We start from the raw sequence: 18956 nt of genomic DNA on the forward strand, positions 1-18956 counted from the left end.
GAGCGGAGTCTACCATATTATGCTAAGAGGTGCCAATCGACAGGAAATCTTCCATGATGATGAGGACTGCTTGAAATTTCTTGATATATTGCATATCTATAAGATGAAAGCGGAGGTGGAGATTTACAGTTGGTGTTTGATGGGTAATCATATACACCTATTAATAAAAGAGGGCAGTGAAGATATATCGGCTTCCATGAAGCGAATAGGTGTAAGTTATGTCTCGTACTATAACTGGAAGTACAGAACATCTGGACATCTTTTTCAAGATAGGTTTAAGAGTGAGAATGTAGAAAATATACAGTATTTATTAACCGTTGTAAGATACATTCACCAAAACCCACTTAAAGCAGGAATCGTCAAACGGATGGATGAATGGAGGTGGAGCAGTTGCCGGGAATATTACGGTATTCACCATGAGGGTAGGAAACTGCTGGATCCTAATTTCATTATTGGAATGTTTTCGGGGGACAATATTCTGGCCAAAGAGAGATTTATAGAATTTAATGAAAAGGTCAATCAGGACCAATGCCTAGATCATCACATGAATGATAGAAGATTAACAGATGAGGAGGCAAGGGAAGTAATTAAGAACCTGTTGAATGGATTTGAAATCGCCAATGTTAAAAGTTTACCTAGACTCCAAAGAAATGAAATACTCAAAAAAACTAAAGGAATCAAAGGACTTTCACAACGCCAAACAGCAAGGATACTAGGCGTTTCGCGAACACTTATTTCTAGGGCATAACTATGGGGACGGTTCTTGTGGTCATATAAACCATGAGAACCGTCCCCATGTCAAATTAAGCTGTAAAATTACCGTCATAGCTTAGCATAATCGCTGACTTTACTCCATCGATTCCGGAGATATTGTTGATGAAACTCATGTCATTCTCTTTGACGCGGATTTCATAGGTAACTTCAAAGTCATTGCCAGGCATGACAGATTTTGATTTTAGGGAATGTTTCTTGGCATGTCCTGAAATGACATGTTCTAATGAGTTTTCGATTGAATTTTCATTGTATCTGATCACCAGAAGGTAAGGGTTCTCAATCTTGATTTTATTCACGAAGAAAAATAAGACTAGTCCAATTAAAACGGAGCCTGTAATCGCGAGTGCGATAAAGCCTGCGCCGCATAATATACCAACAACGATTGCCCAAAAGATATATACGATATCCATCGGATCTTTTATCGGGGTCCTAAAACGCACAATTGATAATGCACCAACCATCCCAAGTGACAAGAGAACGTTGGATGAAATACCAATGATAATCAGGGCGGTTGCCAAGGCCATAATGATGAGCGAGATATTAAAGGTGTGGGAGTATATCACTCCGGTGAATGTTTTCTTGTAAATCATGTAAATGAACAGCCCCAAGCCGAGTGCCACCAACATCCCAATAAGGGCATCAACAATCGAAATGCTGCTCGTCTTTTCCAATATGCTTGATTTAAATATATCTTTAAAATTTGTGATTTCCATTTTCTTTTTCCTCCAATAATTTTGTGTAGTATTGTCTAGCTCCAGCGCCCTAGCGGCTAGTGTCCTTCGCTCTCCGCCCTACGATAAGTCAAGCACGAATGCGCCTCCGGCTCTTCGTGTTTCCTTTATCTCAGTTGGAGCGCTCCAGGCCATACGCAGCTGAACAGGGCGCTTCCGCTTTTCGTTTTATCCGAACATCCTGCTGATTTGATATTTTGAATAAGTCCCTCTTTGTCTGTCACCTAACTGCAGAAGGTATTTGATGGTATCTGGTAGAAATTCGTCATATTTCACTTCAAGAATGACAATGTCCGGGTTGGTTTCGACCATTGGTATATCAGGATTCAAGACTTCGTTGTTGCGGAAACTTGTCTTAATGGAACTGTCGAAGGTGACTCGGACATTCCCATATTCATAGATGAATACTTCCCTCTCATAGTCGACGACGGTGAAAGGCTTTATTTGAAACAGATTCATTTGTACAAATAAATCCTGGATAAGGGATCTCTTGTCGTTTTCCATCCAAGCATAATCACCAAGCCTGATTTGTTCATATTCTTCAGCGGTAATCTTGCATTTTTGCTTAAAGGTCATGTTGTTGCGTTTGCTCTTTTTTTCAAGGTTAATCAGATTAGTATTATTGTCGTACAACCTGACCCGGAACTTGTCCCTATCAATAAATCCTTCTTTTTTCTGGTTTAGGACTTTATTGTCGAAGTTATCGAAATAGACACTTCGGATTAAATATTTGCCGTCATTTTTTGCATGGGGATCTGACTGCATTACATGTTTTAATCTATTTCTCAAAAGGAAGCAATCCATTTTTGAAATCTCATGTTTTAACTCGTATCTGCCTCTCGCGCCATTCAAGGTCATTGTCTTCATGTCATCACTCTCCTCTTGTGTGTTGTTCCATGAATGACATTATGAAAAACAAACCTTAAACAAACCTTAAAAAATTTTGAAGGGAGGTAAAGAGGATACGTTTGATAATTTAGAGGGTTTTAAGGCTAGAGGGTTCAAGTATCACGAGGACAATTGGGGATATTGCATGTTCTCAACCATAAAGCTTTTTTAATCAACTTAAAACGCTTGGTTGAGGTCCAAGCGTTGATAGGTGAAATATTCGTTTGTTATTTGGCATGCTATTTCATAGTTTAGTTCAAACACTTACGATTAAAGTTTTTCTGTATTAATTTTTGGGATGTCTGGTTCAAGATCTGCTGATATCCTAGCATTCTCATTATGTCGATCTTCTTTGTAGCTATCTACGTTACTGTTTCTTTCTATATGGTTGGAAGATTTATTTTTGTCAGCCACCTAATCACCTCCTAAGGATAATATGTCCAACCTTTACCATAAAACTAAAAAAGGTGATAATAAATAGAAAAATGACTCAGCATGGTGAACTGAGCCATTCTATATTTTGTATCTCGACTTACATTGGCAACTTAACGATAAAGGTGGTTCCTTTTGTTTGGTTCTGAATGGCTTTTATCGTCCCATTATGCTGTTCAACGATCCATTGAGCAATCGATAATCCCAAACCGATTCCACCTGATTCACGTGCGCGGGCTTTATCTTCACGGTAAAATCGTTCGAATATTTGCTTGCGGTTTTCTTCTTTAATCCCGATTCCCGTATCGCTTACCTCTAACACAATCTTTTGGTCCTCTAGATAGGTCTTTACGCCAATACTGTCTGTTTCACCCGTGTATTTTAAGGCATTATCTAACAAAATGACTAGAAGTTGATGGAGCCGAACCTCATCTGCATTTATTTGAATATCACCCTTTAAATTTAGCCAAAAGTGCTTACCCTGGGATTCAGCGATTTCCTTATATGGAGCGCACACACTCTCGATGAACGAATCAACATGGAGAGGCTGTTTGACGAGTTGTGTTTCAGCAGAATCTGCCCGGGCCAATGTCATCAAATCGGAGGTAAGCTTAGACAAACGCCGTGTTTCCGCGAGGCTGAGGGCAATATTTTCAAATTTGCTTACGATTTTCTCCTGCGGTGCTGTTAGCAGAAGTTCCAGTTTATTCTGGATGATGGTCAACGGTGTCCTAAGTTCGTGTGAAGCATTTTCAACAAATTCAGATTGCTTATTCCAGGATTGGATGATGGGCTTCATCATTTTTTTAGACAATACATAACTTGCTGAGATGGACAGGACAACAAAAATAATTGAACAAATAATAATCAGTTTACCGAAATTATTTAAAATGGTTTGTTCTGGATCAACATTGAGCATCAGTTGCGTAAAGGCGATGTCGTCATCTTCATTCGTATCTTTATAAATGATATAGCGGAAATGATACTCTTCATCGATGACGGTCATCGTAATCTTTTCAATATTTGTTTGATCAAGTTTGTACTCCTGGAGATAATTCTCATAAAACACTGTCCCGATTTCCTCTTTGTTCAGGATTTGGCCATCTTCGTTCCAATGAATTACCATAATCCGGGGGTTCATATTCTTCTGCCGGTTATTGGGAGGACCATTGGGATCTGATTCTTGATTAGGATGTGGTGACTTTATATCACTAGGTGGTCCATCAGCTATTCTCTCTTTTAATGACGTAAGCTCCTCATCTGTTTTTTTAAACAACGTCGTTTGGACCTGGCTGAAAATGATAATGCCAAAAATCGTGAAAATGATGGTAAATGCCAGCAGGTTAAGAATCATGAACTTCAGCTGCTGATCCCGGAAAATCTTTCTTTTAAACATTAGCTGTCACCATCTTCCGAAAGCATATAGCCTAGACCTCGGAATGTTTTAATAAAAGTATCATAGCCATATTTCTTCAGGTTTTTTCGTAAATTGCTTGCATACACTTCCACTACTGTTGTTGAGGTATCGGACTCAAATCCCCAAATCCGATCAAAGATTTGCTCTTTCGTTAAAATGGTATTTTTATTGTTAATCAAATACTCGAGCAAGTCGAACTGTTTGCCATTCAGCTTTGCTACTAGTTCTCCATTTATCTCGACGGTCTTACTTTTTAGATTTAGCTTTAGCTCCTTAAACGAAAGGATGTTTTCCTTGAACCGTCCCCCGGCTCTCCTTACCATTGCCTCCAAACGTAAAAGCAGTTCCTCTCGGTGGAAAGGTTTCACCATATAATCATCAGCGCCGACCTTGAATCCCTGAATTTTGTCATCAATGCCATCTTTCGCGGTCAGCATGATGACAGGCGTTTCAATATTGTTCTTCCGCAATTCTCTTAAAACCTCGTAGCCATTCATACCGGGCATCATGATATCGAGAATGATGACATCAAAGATATTTTGCTCTGCTAAAAAAAGCCCTTCCTCGCCGTCAAAGGCCTGCTGAACTTCAAATAAGTCCTCGGTGGTCTCACGGATTGTTTCCGAAAGGTTTTTATCATCTTCTATAATTAATAGCTTCATTGGCTGTCATCCTTTTCTCTAATATCACCTATATAATAAATCCGATTATAGAGGCAAACTCCAAAATTGCAAATGGTTTTATTTTTAAGGTTGGTTTAAGGTTCGTCCTTAATAATGTGGCTCATAGGGAAAACAGACCCATTAAGTTTTGCAAGAAAATACTATTTTCCAAAAAGGAGCTAACTATGTTGAAAAAACTATCAAAAAAATCAAGATATACAACTCTAACCGTATCGTTTATGTGTGCGGCACTCTTATTTGGCTGCAGCAATAACAGCAGCGAGAGTGACGCTGCCAATAGCAGCGTTGCCATGGTGAACGCAGAAAGTTTGAGCACAATTGGTGATAAAAATATTGCTGACGTCATTAGCGGAATTGTGACATATGACAAAGATGATCTCTATACTGACTGGAAAAGTGAGGATACGACATCCATTGAACTAACTGGTTCAGGAGCTACGGTTGAAGATTCCGGCGGAGTCATCGTGGATGGTAATATCATTACGATTAAAACTTCAGGCACATATGTCATCAGCGGAAAGCTGAATGATGGGCAGATTATTGTCGACGCAGAGGATAAAGCAACCGTCCGGCTTGTACTGAATGGAGCGGAAATCAATTCCTCCTCGAATTCACCAATTTATGTAAAGAAGGCGGAAAAAACGGTTATTTCCCTTGAGGATGGGACAGAAAATTCAATCTCGGATGGTGAAACATACAACCTTGAAGGTTCTGAGGATGAACCGAATGCAGCGCTCTTTAGCAAAGGGAACCTTACCATTAATGGTACCGGGAAAATGGTTGTCAAAGGAAATTACAATAATGGGATTACAAGCAAAGATGATTTAAAGATAACAAGTGGAACCATTGAAATTGAGGCGGCTGATGATGGACTGATGGGCCGTGATTTATTAGCAGTGAAAGATGGGGATATCACTATTAACGCGGGCGGGGATGCTGTTAAATCGACAAACGATAAAGACGCTTCCAAAGGTGTTATTGCCATTGAAGGCGGAAACTTCGATCTTGTTGCTGCAAATGATGGTTTCCAGGCAGTAACTTCGTTATTGATTGCAGACGGAGACTTTAACATTTCAACCGGAGGCGGAAGTCCTGAAATGATTGCAACCAAAGAAAGTGGAGGAGAAAGACCAGGACAAACAACCACCACCACTGCAACAGCTGCTACAGAATCGGAATCAGATAGTGCAAAAGGCTTGAAAGCAGGAACAGAGGTTGGTATCGGCGGCGGTACATTTGAAATTGATTCCTTAGATGATGCTGTTCACAGTAATAACAGCGTAACGATAACGGGTGGAAAAATTAACATTGCTACTGGTGATGACGGTATCCATGGTGATTCAGCAATTCTTACCAAAGGCGGGGATATCACGATTAGCAAGAGTTATGAGGGCATTGAGAGCTTGGTCATCACCATTGCAGCTGGTGACATCGAGGTAAATTCAAGTGACGATGGCATCAATGTTGGTGGCGGTGTGGATGGCTCGAACCCAGATATGCAATCAACCACTTCGGAAAGCAATCTTCTTTCCATTAATGGGGGTAATGTATATGTGAATGCACAAGGTGATGGGCTGGATTCGAATGGTTCGATTTCGATGACTGACGGTACAGTGATGGTCAGCGGACCGACGAATAATGGCAATGGTTCTCTTGATTATGACCAAACCTTTGACATCAGCGGCGGTACCCTGATTGCTGCAGGAAGTTCCGGTATGGTACAGGCAGTATCAGAGGATGCAAAACAGTATTCCATGCTGATGACTTATCCTGAAACAAAAGCTGCAGGAACAATCCTTCACTTGGAAGACAGCAAAGGAAATACAGTTGTGACGTTTGCACCTGAAAAAGACTACCAATCTGTATTTATCAGTTCTCCAAAGCTTGAAAAGGACGGAACATATACCCTTTATACTGATGGCTCCTCCACGGGAAGCGAAGCAAATGGATTTTATAAGGAAGGAAACTATACAGGTGGAACGAAAGTAGTTGAATTTACAATTGCAGATACGGTAACATGGCTGAACGAATCTGGGATTACAACAGCTCAAAGCGGTGGTCCTTGCGGCGGCGGTCGTGGAGGGCAAGCCCCGCAGGACGGCGGGAACCGTGCTGATATGTTCTCAAATTTAGATGAAGCAACAAGAACAAAGGCACAGGAAATCATGGAGAAAGAACGGGCAGGAACGATTACCAGGGAAGAGGCACAAGCCCAATTGGCAGAGCTTGGGGTTGATTTTCCAGGAATGATGAGACAATAAGGAATCCATGGGGACGGTTCTTGTGGCCGGTACAAACTGGGGTCCATGGGGACGGTTCTAGTGGCAAGATCCTAACCACATAAACCATAAGATAAAAGCTAAGGCACAACTAGCAATAACCGCTAGTTGTGCTTTTTTTCGCGCGAAATTTCCGATTGACCCCTCCGTACCCAAGGAAACACTTTATTTACAAACAATTTACTCCCCATTAACACTTTTAACTTGGTACCAAGTTATTCTTATATCAAAGATAAAGGAGGGACCTACGTGAAAATTGAATTACATTGTCATACAAATATTTCAGATTGTCCATTGTCGATTGATGAAGTCTTGGAGTTAGCTCTTGCACAAGGGGTTACCCACTTAGCGATTACGAACCATGACACCACGAAAGGTCTTGCGGAGGCAGTTGAAACAGGAAAGAGATATGGAATTGAAGTCATTCCCGGCATTGAGATGTCAGGGTTTGATTTTGAAAGAGGTAGGCGTGTTCACATTCTCGGTTATTTTATTGAACCTGGCCATGAGGTGATTGAATCATTTTGTGAACCACTCGTTAACAATAGACACTTGGCCTCGGAGGAAATGGTTGAAAGATTAATCGCTGCAGGGTATAAGATCACATGGGAACGCTGTATGGAAATTGCTCATGGAGGAACAGGAGTTTACAAGCAGCATATCATGCATGCATTAATTGAAGCAGGATATACCAAATCCATTTATGGTCCACTTTATAAAAAATTATTTAATCGCGGACAAAATGGTGAGAAGCCGGGGATTGCTTTTATCCCCATGGAATATATGGATGCCAAAACAGCTGTTCAGGTAATTCTTCTTGCTGGGGGAGTACCTGTGCTTGCTCATCCGGGTCAGTATGGCAACTTTGAAATGGTGCCGGAATTAGTGGAAGCTGGATTACAGGGAATCGAGGTTTGGCATCCATTGCATCAGGAGAAACATGAAGAACAAGCCAAACAGCTGGCAAAAAAATATGACCTAATCATGACAGGTGGATCCGATTTTCACGGTGAATATGGAGAAAAACCTGTACTAATCGGGAGTAAAAGCCCAGGAATAGAGACTTATGAAGCATTAATAGCGAGGACCCGAAAAAACGAATTCATTTAATTAAGGAGCTGAACCATTCATATGCCATTTATTTATCAGCCCAAAAAAGAAAAAAGGCTATCCATCACTCCAAGCTTCGCTGATACAAGTCATATTATCAATAGTTATGCCGGGGAATGGACGTCTATTGGAGAAAATAATCATATCATCGAGTCCAGCTTTGGTGATTATACCTACACGATGGATGATGTAAGTATAAACTATGCGGAAATAGGCAAGTTTTGTTCGATTGCGTCCCACGTATGTATTAATCCGGTTCAGCATCCAATGGACCGAGTCAGCCAGCACCATATGACCTATCGAAAGGTAGCATACGATTTTGCCGACGAGGATGATAAGGCCCTTTTTAATTGGCGAAGGACCCACACCGTGAAAATTGGTCATGATGTCTGGATTGGCCATGGTGCGATTATTATGAAAGGCGTGGAGATTGGTACTGGAGCAGTCGTTGGGTCGGGGGCTGTTGTGACGAAAAACGTTGAGCCTTATACGATTGTCGTTGGTGTTCCTGGCAAGCCGATTAAAAGAAGGTTTTCAAAAGAAGTAGCTGATCGATTGCTTGAAATTGCTTGGTGGGATTGGCCAAGGAAAAAACTTGAATCCCATTTTGATGAATTAAATGATTTAGAGAATTTTCTAAAAAAGCATGGATAGTATTGGGGACAAGTCCTGGTCTTGTATTAAAGGGTTCCGTTTTGAGGTGCTTTTCTAAAAATAAGTGCCAAAATGGTAGTCGTTTTGACATCATTATTGGTATATAAAAAAGGAAAACTCGCCATAGAATTGAGCTGCACCCGATTAGTTGGACACACAGTCTGATAAAAAGGGGTGCAGTTTTTTAAAACTCTGACATATTGCTTACTTTAATCAGTAATATTAACTTAGTCATAGTGGAACAATAGTTAAAGCTATATTCTTGAAAAGGAGTAAAAAATGAAAAAACAAAACATCTTATTTAACCTTGATGATACATTATCATACTGTAATAGATATTTTAACCTAGTAATAGACGAATTCACTGACCAAATGATGTCGTGGTTTGACTTGATTACAGAGGAAGATATAAAACAGAAGCAGCTTCAACTTGATTTAGCAGCGATTAGTGAGCACGGTCTAAAGTCAGATCGGTTTCCCGAGTCATTTGTTGGTACATATAAATACTTTTGCGACTTAACTGAGAGGGCAAAGAAAAATGATGAAATCCAATATTTAAGAGAGTTGGGTTTTAAGGTATTTGAAATCCCTGTTGAACCTATTCCATACATGAATGAAACGCTACAACGATTAAAAGAAGAGGGACATGAATTATATTTGCACACAGGAGGAGATGAGGCTAATCAACGCAGAAAAATTACACAGTTAGAATTGACCACATTTTTTGAACATCGCATTTTTATTTCGGAACATAAAGATACAACAGCTCTATCCGATATTTTAAAAACCATTAAAACTGACCCTAATGTAACATGGATGGTTGGGAATTCATTAAGAACTGATATTGTCCCAGCACTGGAAATGGATATCCATGCAATCTATATTCCAGCAGAAAGTGAATGGCAATATAACATGGTTGAAGTTAACATTGAGCATAGTAGTGCTTTTTTTACTGTAGAGTCACTTCAAGAAGTTCCTGATGTAATTGATAAACATATCCAAAATCAAATAATGTAAGTGGATAGATAATACCCTTCGAAGTTCTTTACCTAGGAGGAATTGTCCTTTTCTAGACCAGCCAAGTACGATGCAACAAGATAATCGTACTTTTTATATTTGAAATAGCAAGCACTCCATTATTTGGTCACGGTAAAGTGGATTAATTTAGAACGTTACTACTGTCCATCGCGTCCAAATTAGACCCAATTTGTAAATTATCTCAAAAGTATTATAAAGTAGGGGTGCTTTTTGTAAATAAAATGGCCAAGTCATTAAACTGAGCTTTTTATTTATTTTCAATCACTTATTAATCTAACGCACTCTTTACGTTTAAGTGAAATATTTCACAATATGTTCTCCTATACAAACACGAATTTTTAATGTTCGTTTCCTTTAGCCTTTATTTGCACGTGTGAAATGAACAAATCAGCATAGGTAAGCTGAACTTCATAGTACATTTCATTTTTCTTCTTTTATTTTGAATATTTCACCTGATTACATTCTTTGCAAAAACAAGAATAAGAAGAGAGGCAGGGCACAAACTATGCCAAAAAGGAGAGTGAATATTATGGATGAAAAGAGTTTAAAACAGAACGCTAGTAATACTTTACGTACGAATAAACAGAAAACTTTAGATATAATAGCAAGCATTGATGAGTTGAAAAAGGAGCATGAACCAGAGTATGTCTTTTTATATTGGGATGAATTGAGATAAGCATCTTAAGAAGAGAAAATGAAATGGATATTGGTTAGAATAATACCAAAATAAAGCAATTCTCCTTATTGAGAATTGCTTTCAATCTGCCAAAATTAGCAGTAGGATATTCAAGTAGTCTGATAGTTGAATAAGAAATAAGCTTTCATAACAACTGACTTGTAATTCGATCCCTATCTCGCCAATGAACATTTAGATGTCTTACGGAATTGCGGTGCGGAGTTATAGGTTTATTTTATGAAGGTCAATGCAATTTTACGTTTCCCCCTAAAGCGTTAAAAGCAAAATTCCATCTGTTATCAATAATTTACATAGATTTAACCTTTATTTTATATTCAGACGATATACTAAACATAGATATGGTGTCGAAAGGGGCAAAGCCTGGATGTCTGAAAAAACTTTATTAGTAGATCGGTTGATTTCGGAAATACGGGGAGGAAAATATAAACCGAATGACAAATTACCATCTGAAAATGAATTAGCAGATCTGTATAAAGTACCAAGAATGGTAATTCGAAAGGTATATGAGCGCTTGCAGGAACTCGGTTATATTTTTTCGAAGCAAGGAAAAGGCAGCTATGTTCAAAATCAAAAACTGCAAATACCGCTTATATTAACCGGGGATGTCAGTTTTACTGAAAAATTGAAGGAATTAAACTATGATTCTAAGACGATCAATCTATCGTGTGAAAAAATTTCATACGATTCCACCATTTATCATACGTTACAAGTGAAACGGGAAGACGCCGTATATAAGATTAGCCGATTACGAATCGTTGAAGATTGTCCAATTGCTGTTCATACATCGTACTTATCTCAATCACTTTTTGAAAATATTGAGAAGGATGGGACGGAAATCCACTCTATTTTTCACTATTATCGACAACAAGGCTACACAGATTTTCAATCTACGCGCAGCCAACTGAGTGTCGTTTTTCCAAGTAAAGTAGAACGAGATCTATTGAAATGCCCCAGCCTAGTACCCCTTTTACTCTTAGAATCAGGATGTATAGATACGAAAACCGGGACAGTGCTTGAATACTCGAAGATTATGTATCGCAGCGATTGTTTTACTTATGTGATCTAAAGGGTGCTGTTACCTTACATAAAGCTCTGAAATAAATAGATGTTTTAAAAAAATCGGCCATTAAGAAGCCGATTTTTTTATTTCCAGAAACGACAGTTATTCTTACGTCATTTACAAAACCAATACAAACTTAACGATTCTTTTACGTTCGCTCACTTGGCAACAAGATAGAGTAAAACATGTAGAACAAAGACATTAGGAGGCCTTAGATGAAAAGAAGACGAAGAACGGAGATATTAATCAATGGCTCTCAAAAACGATCAGAGGACATGGCCGATTGTATAAAAGATAACTACCAGGTGAAGGTCATTCAAGAGCCGGAAAGTGGCTTAGTGATGTTGAAAGTCCGAGAGACTTCCCAAAAAAGCCTGTTTTTCCCTGGTGAAGTGCTGATAACAGAATGTAAGGTTCAAATACAAGGGAGCATTGGAATTGGCATTGTAGCGGGAGATCAACCAGAGCTTTCGTATAACCTTGCTGTGATTGATGCAGCGTATGAAGCGATGCTGCCTGAAACGATTGGGTGGAAGCTGCTGCTTGAAAACGAGGAGAAAATCATTCAGGAGCAGAGAACTGCTGCGAACCATTCTATCTTAAAAACAAAAGTAAACTTTGAAACGATGGATGTTTAATGAGGGGGAAGAGATGTTGAAATTAGATATCGTTCACGATCTTCAATCTGTTTATCGAAAATTGGTGGATTCTACTTCAAGACCAGGGCTCATTTCCGATTTGAGGAAGGAGGCAGTTTTAGTAGAAGAGGAGGCTAAAAAAGGGTGCAGTGCTTCTATTTTATTGGTAGCCCTAACCTTATTTGATCAGGAAGTCTCTTTTAAGGTTTTTTCACCTCGAGCAGATTCTGTTTCGAAAACAATTAATCAATTAACCTATGCAAAGCCGACAGAAGCAAAGAATGCTGATTTTCTATTAATCCTTCAAGATGCTGAGGAAGGATGTTTTGAAGAGGCAATAATCAATGCGAAGGCTGGGACGTTAAAAAATCCACATACATCTGCCTTCATTATCGTTGAAGTGGAATCTGTGACAAGCGGGGAAGCCCTATTGTTAAAAGGACCAGGCATTCACACAACGGAACTTGTTCATGTGGATATCAATGAAAACTGGGTGGAAAGCCGCCACGAAAAAAACAAGGAATATCCGTTAGGGATTGATTTGATTTTTATCGATCAAAATCATCAGCTTTTATCTTTACCTAGAACTACACAAATTACCAGAGATCGGGTGATTGAATGGGATATGTAGCCGTTAAAGGTGGCACGCATGCAATTGAAGAGTCAATCAAGCGTTTGAAATATGAAAGAGTTCATCATGGACAAACCATCGAAGTAGAAAAAATTAAAGCCGGTATGCGCGGATTAGTCGATCAGGTGATGTCAGAAAGCAGTTTATACAATGAGACGTTGGCTGCCCTAGCGATCAAACAAGCAGAAGGAAACCCGGAAGAGGCTGTCTTTCTATTAAGAGCTTATCGTTCGACGGTCCCTCGAAAGCATTATTCAAGAGTGATTGAAACTGGGCAAATGAATGTTGACCGTCGGATCTCTGCAAGCTTTAAAGATATCCCGGGTGGTCAAATTCTTGGGGCAACAACCGATTATACCCATCGATTGCTTGATTTTAACTTAATGGATGAAAGTGATGCCGATGTCCAGGAATGGCTTCATCAATATCTAAATGAAAGTTTTCAAGGTGATGAGCAACAGCTGACTTTACCAAAGGTGCTCGATTATTTACGTAAAGAAGGCTTAATCCCCACTTGTGAAAACAACGATATGGAACCAGATGATGTGACGAGAGAAAGTCTGGAGTTTCCATCGAGCAGAAGCCAAAGACTGCAAATTTTAACAAGAGGAGAAACAGGGGCAATTACTTCCCTTGCCTATGCAGTGATTAGGGGGTATGGAGCTTTGCATCCGACTGTTGGCGAGCTTCGCGTTGGCACTTTGCCAGTTACGATTGATCATCCAACCGATGCTGGTGACGATGATGATGCATTTTATATAGGTGAAGTAAAAGTCACAGAAGTCGAAATGCTAATGCCGGTTACCGTTGAGAAAGAATACGGAAAAAAAGAATTAGAGTTTGAAATCGGCTACGGCCTTGTGTTTGGCCAAAATGAAACAAAGGCGATTGCAATGGGAATTCTGGATAATTGTCTTGAACATCCAACTCCTGACTTTCCTAGCCATAATGAAGAATTTGTTCTTTATCATATTGATTCAGTGGAATCAACGGGCTTTATCTCACATTTGAAAATGCCTCATTATGTTACCTTCCAATCCAAGCTGGATAGTGTAAGGAAAACGAAAAAAGAAGGGATATCAAAAGGACAAGAGGTGAAAAGCTGATGAATACAGCCTATAACTTTGCTTTTTTTGACGAAGGTTCAAAAAGAGAAATTAGAAGAGCCACTCTAAAGGCGATTGCAATTCCTGGTTACCAAGTTCCATTTGCCTCAAGAGAAATGCCGATTGGAAGAGGATGGGGAACCGGCGGTTTGCAGCTGACTCTATCGTTAATTGGCAAAAATGATGTTCTAAAAGTTATTGATCAAGGATCGGATGAATCGGTTAATGCCGTCAATATAAAAAAACTCGTTTCTGATACGACTGGGGTGGCAACAACTGATCTTACCACCGAAGCAACCCTTATTCAATCAAGACATAGAATACCCGAGGTTCCGCTAAAGAAAGATCAGATTCTCATCTTGCAGGTGCCACTTCCTGAACCGCTCCGTTTATTTGAGCCGAGCGAGAATGAAACGAAAATGCTTCACGCAGAGAAAGAATATAGCGGTGCTTGGTTAATGCTGTTTGAACAGATTATGAAATATGGAAGTATGACAACAGGGGCAGATCACCCTGTAATGGTTCAGGATCGCTATGTGATGGCACCAAGTCCGATTCCACGATTTGATAACCCGAAAATGCATGAAAGTGAAGCACTCATTCTGTTAGGGGCAGGTCGTGAAAAGAAAGTGTACGCAGTCCCGCCGTATACAAAGGTCGTATCGCTCGATTTTGAAGATTATCCGTTTGAACCAGAGTCATTTGAAGACAAGCATTGCCGGTTATGTGGTTCATCAGGGGTCTTTTTAGATGAGCTTGTAGATGAAGTAACGAACGAAACGTTTTATCAATGTAATGATACTAGCTATTGTATTGAAACATTAAATGAAGTCGAACCATTTGGAGTGAAATAAATGGCTGAATTTGAAGTTCCGGTTTTATCGATTAAAAACTTAAATAAGCAGTTTGGTTCAGGATGTCCGCATTGTGAAGACGAAGAATCTCCTTCTCTCGTTAAAAATTATTGTCAGGTTTGTGGAACGGTCTATGCATGCAGGGATGTATCCTTTGATGTTTATCCAGGAGAGGTCCTTGGTATTGTCGGAGAGAGTGGCAGTGGAAAATCAACATTGATGCAATGCCTTTACTTTGACCAGGAAGTAACGGATGGAGAGGCCTATCTAGCAGACTATCATAATGGTGAGAAAAATCTTTTTCAAGAGTCTTCTCAACAACAACGGTATATTCGTAACCACATCATGGGGAAAGTCTATCAAAATCCCTTATTGGGTTTAAAAATGAACTTTTCATCGATTGGGAATATTGCCGAGAAGCTTATAGCAGCTGGTAACCAGCATGTAGGAATGATGGAAAACAGAGGGACGGAACTTCTTAATAAAGTAAACATCCCTGTGCATCGCCGAAAAGAGGCGCCGAAAAACTTTTCGGGTGGAATGCAGCAGCGGGTTCAAATTGCCAAAGCTCTTTCCAATCGTCCTCCACTTCTGCTGCTAGACGAGGTAACGACCGGATTGGATCTTTCTGTACAAGCGAGTGTCCTTGACTTAATTAAAAGTCTGCAGCGCGAATTAAATATTAGTATTGTTCTTGTTTCGCATGATTTAGGAGTCATCCGTATGCTGGCAGACCGAACACTTGTGATGTTGGAGGGAAGGGTTATTGAGCAAGGATTAACAGATCAAATCCTTGAGGACCCGCAGCATCGATATACACAGCAGCTTGTTCATTCATTGCTGTAAAAGTCCATTCTTAAATCTAGGGGGAAGTACTTTGTTTGTCATTACAAATGGAAGATTAATCACCGAAGAGGCTGTTTTGTATGGCTATGATCTGTTAATTGAAGAGGATAGAATTGCAAAAATTGCTCCTAAAGGTGAGATTAAATTTGAGGAACAGATCGAGATCATTGATGCAGCAGGAGGATATATTTCTCCAGGTTTTATCGATATACATTCGGACTATATTGAGCATATGGCTGCACCGAGGCCGACCTCATTGATGAATTTTGATTTGGCGTTGCGAGAAACAGAGAAACAGCTTATCTCACACGGTATTACGACGATGTTCCATTCTCTTTCCTTGTTCAAAGGGAGTGATTATGAGTATAAGCCGATTCGTGAGCCTGAAAATGTTCGGAAATTTATTGATTTAATTGACCATACACACAGTATGAAGCATCTTGTCCGCCATCGATTCCATGCGAGATTTGAGATTGATAATGTTGAAGAAATGGAAAATCTCAAAAGTTATATAAAAGAGAACAAAGTTCATTTAGTTTCATTTATGGATCATACTCCTGGGCAAGGGCAGTATCGTCATCTAGAAGTTTACCGAAATACCGTTAAAAGTTATAACAATATCAGTGATTCATCGATTGATGTTCTCATTCATCAACACCAAACGAAAGAGAAGCTATCGATTGACGACATAAAGGAAATCACTCAGCTTGCTCATGACCATGATATTGCTGTTGCTTCCCATGATGACGATAGCCTTGAAAAGCTCGAACTTGTACATAGTTTTGGGACGACCATTAGTGAATTTCCAATCACTCTAGAGGTGGCACGGCGAGCGAAGGAGCTTGGCATGTATACCATTGCCGGTGCTCCAAATGTCCTCCTTGGAGGTTCTCATAGTGGAAACTTGGGAGCAACCGAAGCGATTCAATACCAATCGATTGATATCTTGTGCAGTGATTACTATCCGGCAGCAATGCTTCATTCAATCTTTGAGCTAGTTGAAAAATATGGCATGGATTTAGTGGACATGATGAAGCTTGTCACCATTAACCCAGCAAAAGCAGTAAAAATGGATGGAGAAATTGGCTCTATTCGCGAAGGAAAAAAAGCAGATTTGCTTATCATTGAAAAAATTAGTGATGATTTTCCAGTGATTACGGGAGTATTTGTGGACGGAAAACTGATTCAAAAGACCAATTATCGAATCTAAGCTGAAGAGATGTGTTCAGATAAAGGAGAATACAATTTCTAATTTCAGAAAGCAGGTGAATGGGTGGAAACTCTTCTTGAGATTAAGGACTTATCCAAATCGTTTGAGCTTCATAATTTGGGCAAACATATCAGAGCCGTAAGCAGTGTGGATATACAGATAAAAGAAGGAGAATTTGTCGGGATAACCGGGAAAAGCGGAAGCGGTAAGTCGACGATTTTAAAATGTATTTATGGAACGTATCGTATCCAGCTAGGGAGTATATGGTATCATTCAAAAAAATTTGGAACAATTAATTTAGCAGAGGCAACTGAACGAGAACTGCTTTATTTAAGGAAGCATGAAATAGGCTATGTGTCCCAATTTTTAAATGTCATGCCGCGAACGACGGCCAGACAGCTTGTGAAACAAGCAATCCTTGAAATGGGGGACAATCATGACTTGGCGGAAAAAGAAACAGAGAAGATTCTCGCGCATTTTGAATTGGATGAAGAATTATGGGACAGCTACCCAGCCACTTTTTCCGGAGGTGAAAAGCTGAGGCTTAACATTGCCCGAGCGATGGTGAAAAAACCGAGACTGCTGCTATTAGATGAACCGACAGCAAGTTTAGATCATGATTCTAAAATAAAGGTGAAGCTCCTCATTGAACAGCTCATGAAGGAAGGAACAACCATGCTTGGAATCTTTCATGACCTTGAGTTTATGAATCATCTATGTAATCAAGAGTACAACATGCAAAATGGAATTTTCTCTCATTCTACTAGTTTTACCAACTCTTAACAAATCTTTATATAAGTTTAATAGTAACTTGACAATTCGTTGGTACAGTATGGAAGTGGCCAAATACTAAAAAAAAGCGAGGAGTTTGATGATGAAAAAGACGTTATTATTTTTACTTTCTATCGTTATGTTAGTCGTATTTGCAGGTTGTTCCGCTTCAGCGGGAGCTGGCGATAAAGATACCATTACCATCGCTTGGCTTCCAAATGAATCTGGGGCCGATCTTACGGAAGCTCGTGATGAAATTGGAAAAATAATCGAAGAGAAAACAGGTAAAAAGGTCGAGCATCAAACAACGACAGACTATATTGTTGCCATTGAAGCAGTGGCGAATGGAAATGCGGATATGGCTTTTTTAGGAGCACAAGGATATATTGAAGCGCATAACAAAAATGAAAAAGTTCTTCCTTTGGTGGTCCCTTCTGGTGCGTCTGGTACCTTGGAAGATGCAGTTTATTATAGCTGGTTAGCCGTAAATAAAGACAATGTCGATGAGTATGAGAATGGCGATAAGTTTGCGATTGATAACATTCAAGGCAAGAAATTTTCATTTGTATCCAATAGTTCAACATCCGGTTTCAAAGTTCCATCTACAGGAATTGTTGATTACTTCAGTCAACAGGGAGAGTTCAAAGATTTAACGCCTGAAGATTTGCTTGAAGGCGGCGATGATCAATTCTTTAATGAGGTTTTATACGGAGGTTCTCACCAAGGTTCAGCGGTTAATTTATTATCGGGGAAAGCGGACGTAGCGGCTTTCTGTGATACATGTGTAAACAATTATGTAGAGCTTACTGATGGGGATGTTAACCGACCTGGTGCGGTTTATCAAGTAAAAGCGGATGCAGCGGAACCATTTAACACTGTGGCTGGAAAAGAATTTTCACTGATTTCTGTTACTCCAGTTCTAAATGCACCATTTGTCATCAATTCAGAGACTGTGAATGAAGATCTGAAAGCACAACTTCTTGAAGTGATGACATCAGATGAAATTACGAACAACGAAAAAGTCTTCGTTCCAGAGGATTCCGAGTTTTCAGGATTGTTTAAGAAGACAGCGGACGAGCGTTTAGTAGAAGTAGAGGACGCTTGGTTCAATCCAATTCGTGAGCTTTCGAAATAATT

At 39.6% G+C, this 18956-nt stretch carries 20 protein-coding genes; 15 read left to right on the forward strand and 5 right to left on the reverse strand.

Annotation, left to right across the window (positions count from 1 at the left end; genetic code table 11):
- Positions 1-19: 19 nt before the first annotated feature.
- Positions 20-748, forward strand: coding sequence for a transposase (locus QUG14_RS20675; protein WP_289342319.1), 729 nt, complete (start codon positions 20-22; stop codon positions 746-748).
- A 55-nt stretch (positions 749-803) separates the two neighbouring features.
- Here the strand turns inward: QUG14_RS20675 and QUG14_RS20680 are convergent, their stop codons facing one another.
- The 5 genes from QUG14_RS20680 to QUG14_RS20700 form a co-directional block, all read right to left on the reverse strand.
- Positions 804-1487 carry a DUF4956 domain-containing protein gene (locus QUG14_RS20680; protein ID WP_289342320.1) on the reverse strand — a complete coding sequence of 228 codons (684 nt, stop codon included), beginning with the start codon at positions 1485-1487 and terminating at the stop codon, positions 804-806.
- Between the two features lie 186 nt (positions 1488-1673).
- Positions 1674-2372 (reverse strand): polyphosphate polymerase domain-containing protein, encoded by a 699-nt coding sequence (locus tag QUG14_RS20685; protein WP_289342321.1) that lies wholly within the window; start codon positions 2370-2372, stop codon positions 1674-1676.
- Between the two features lie 291 nt (positions 2373-2663).
- Complete coding sequence (locus QUG14_RS20690) at positions 2664-2807, reverse strand: hypothetical protein (RefSeq protein WP_289342322.1); 144 nt, start codon at positions 2805-2807, stop codon at positions 2664-2666.
- A gap of 118 nt (positions 2808-2925) precedes the next feature.
- Positions 2926-4221: a sensor histidine kinase gene (locus QUG14_RS20695; RefSeq protein WP_289342323.1), complete on the reverse strand. Its 1296-nt coding sequence runs from the start codon at positions 4219-4221 to the stop codon at positions 2926-2928.
- Positions 4221-4904, reverse strand: coding sequence for a response regulator transcription factor (locus QUG14_RS20700; protein ID WP_289342324.1), 684 nt, complete (start codon positions 4902-4904; stop codon positions 4221-4223). The genes QUG14_RS20695 and QUG14_RS20700 overlap by 1 nt, the downstream gene beginning before the upstream one ends.
- A gap of 188 nt (positions 4905-5092) precedes the next feature.
- Between QUG14_RS20700 and QUG14_RS20705 the strand changes: the two genes are divergently transcribed.
- From QUG14_RS20705 to phnD, 14 genes are all read left to right on the forward strand, one after another.
- A complete protein-coding gene (locus tag QUG14_RS20705; RefSeq protein ID WP_289342325.1) occupies positions 5093-7186 on the forward strand; it encodes a carbohydrate-binding domain-containing protein in 2094 nt (697 codons plus the stop codon).
- 267 nt (positions 7187-7453) lie between these two features.
- Positions 7454-8314 carry a PHP domain-containing protein gene (locus QUG14_RS20710; protein ID WP_289342326.1) on the forward strand — a complete coding sequence of 287 codons (861 nt, stop codon included), beginning with the start codon at positions 7454-7456 and terminating at the stop codon, positions 8312-8314.
- A 21-nt stretch (positions 8315-8335) separates the two neighbouring features.
- Entirely contained in the window at positions 8336-8968 is a 633-nt protein-coding gene (locus tag QUG14_RS20715) for a DapH/DapD/GlmU-related protein (protein WP_289342327.1), read from the forward strand.
- Between the two features lie 279 nt (positions 8969-9247).
- On the forward strand, positions 9248-9985 hold the full coding sequence (locus tag QUG14_RS20720) for an HAD family hydrolase (RefSeq protein WP_289342328.1): 738 nt from the start codon (positions 9248-9250) through the stop codon (positions 9983-9985).
- A gap of 526 nt (positions 9986-10511) precedes the next feature.
- On the forward strand, positions 10512-10682 hold the full coding sequence (locus tag QUG14_RS20725) for a hypothetical protein (RefSeq protein WP_289342329.1): 171 nt from the start codon (positions 10512-10514) through the stop codon (positions 10680-10682).
- A gap of 385 nt (positions 10683-11067) precedes the next feature.
- Positions 11068-11769: a GntR family transcriptional regulator gene (locus QUG14_RS20730; protein ID WP_289342330.1), complete on the forward strand. Its 702-nt coding sequence runs from the start codon at positions 11068-11070 to the stop codon at positions 11767-11769.
- Positions 11770-11978: 209 nt separating this feature from the next.
- On the forward strand, positions 11979-12401 hold the full coding sequence (phnG, locus tag QUG14_RS20735; protein WP_289342331.1) for a phosphonate C-P lyase system protein PhnG: 423 nt from the start codon (positions 11979-11981) through the stop codon (positions 12399-12401).
- Between the two features lie 13 nt (positions 12402-12414).
- Positions 12415-13032 carry a phosphonate C-P lyase system protein PhnH gene (phnH, locus tag QUG14_RS20740; protein ID WP_353961083.1) on the forward strand — a complete coding sequence of 206 codons (618 nt, stop codon included), beginning with the start codon at positions 12415-12417 and terminating at the stop codon, positions 13030-13032.
- Positions 13020-14138 (forward strand): carbon-phosphorus lyase complex subunit PhnI, encoded by a 1119-nt coding sequence (locus tag QUG14_RS20745; protein WP_289342332.1) that lies wholly within the window; start codon positions 13020-13022, stop codon positions 14136-14138. The genes phnH and QUG14_RS20745 overlap by 13 nt, the downstream gene beginning before the upstream one ends.
- The gene (locus QUG14_RS20750; protein ID WP_289342333.1) at positions 14138-14992 is read left to right on the forward strand and encodes an alpha-D-ribose 1-methylphosphonate 5-phosphate C-P-lyase PhnJ; all 855 of its coding nucleotides are present in this window, start codon (positions 14138-14140) and stop codon (positions 14990-14992) included. Before QUG14_RS20745 ends, QUG14_RS20750 begins: the two co-directional genes overlap by 1 nt.
- Positions 14993-15838, forward strand: coding sequence for an ATP-binding cassette domain-containing protein (locus QUG14_RS20755; RefSeq protein WP_289342334.1), 846 nt, complete (start codon positions 14993-14995; stop codon positions 15836-15838).
- A gap of 31 nt (positions 15839-15869) precedes the next feature.
- Positions 15870-17048, forward strand: a complete 1179-nt coding sequence (phnM, locus tag QUG14_RS20760; RefSeq protein WP_289342335.1) for a phosphonate metabolism protein PhnM — start codon at positions 15870-15872, stop codon at positions 17046-17048.
- Positions 17049-17111: 63 nt separating this feature from the next.
- Positions 17112-17831 (forward strand): phosphonate C-P lyase system protein PhnL, encoded by a 720-nt coding sequence (locus QUG14_RS20765; protein WP_289342336.1) that lies wholly within the window; start codon positions 17112-17114, stop codon positions 17829-17831.
- 91 nt (positions 17832-17922) lie between these two features.
- Positions 17923-18954 carry a phosphate/phosphite/phosphonate ABC transporter substrate-binding protein gene (gene phnD / locus QUG14_RS20770; protein ID WP_289342337.1) on the forward strand — a complete coding sequence of 344 codons (1032 nt, stop codon included), beginning with the start codon at positions 17923-17925 and terminating at the stop codon, positions 18952-18954.
- Positions 18955-18956: the final 2 nt, after the last annotated feature.

Origin of the sequence: Neobacillus sp. CF12 (assembly GCF_030348765.1) — a bacterium.
GTDB lineage: Bacteria > Bacillota > Bacilli > Bacillales > Cytobacillaceae > Neobacillus.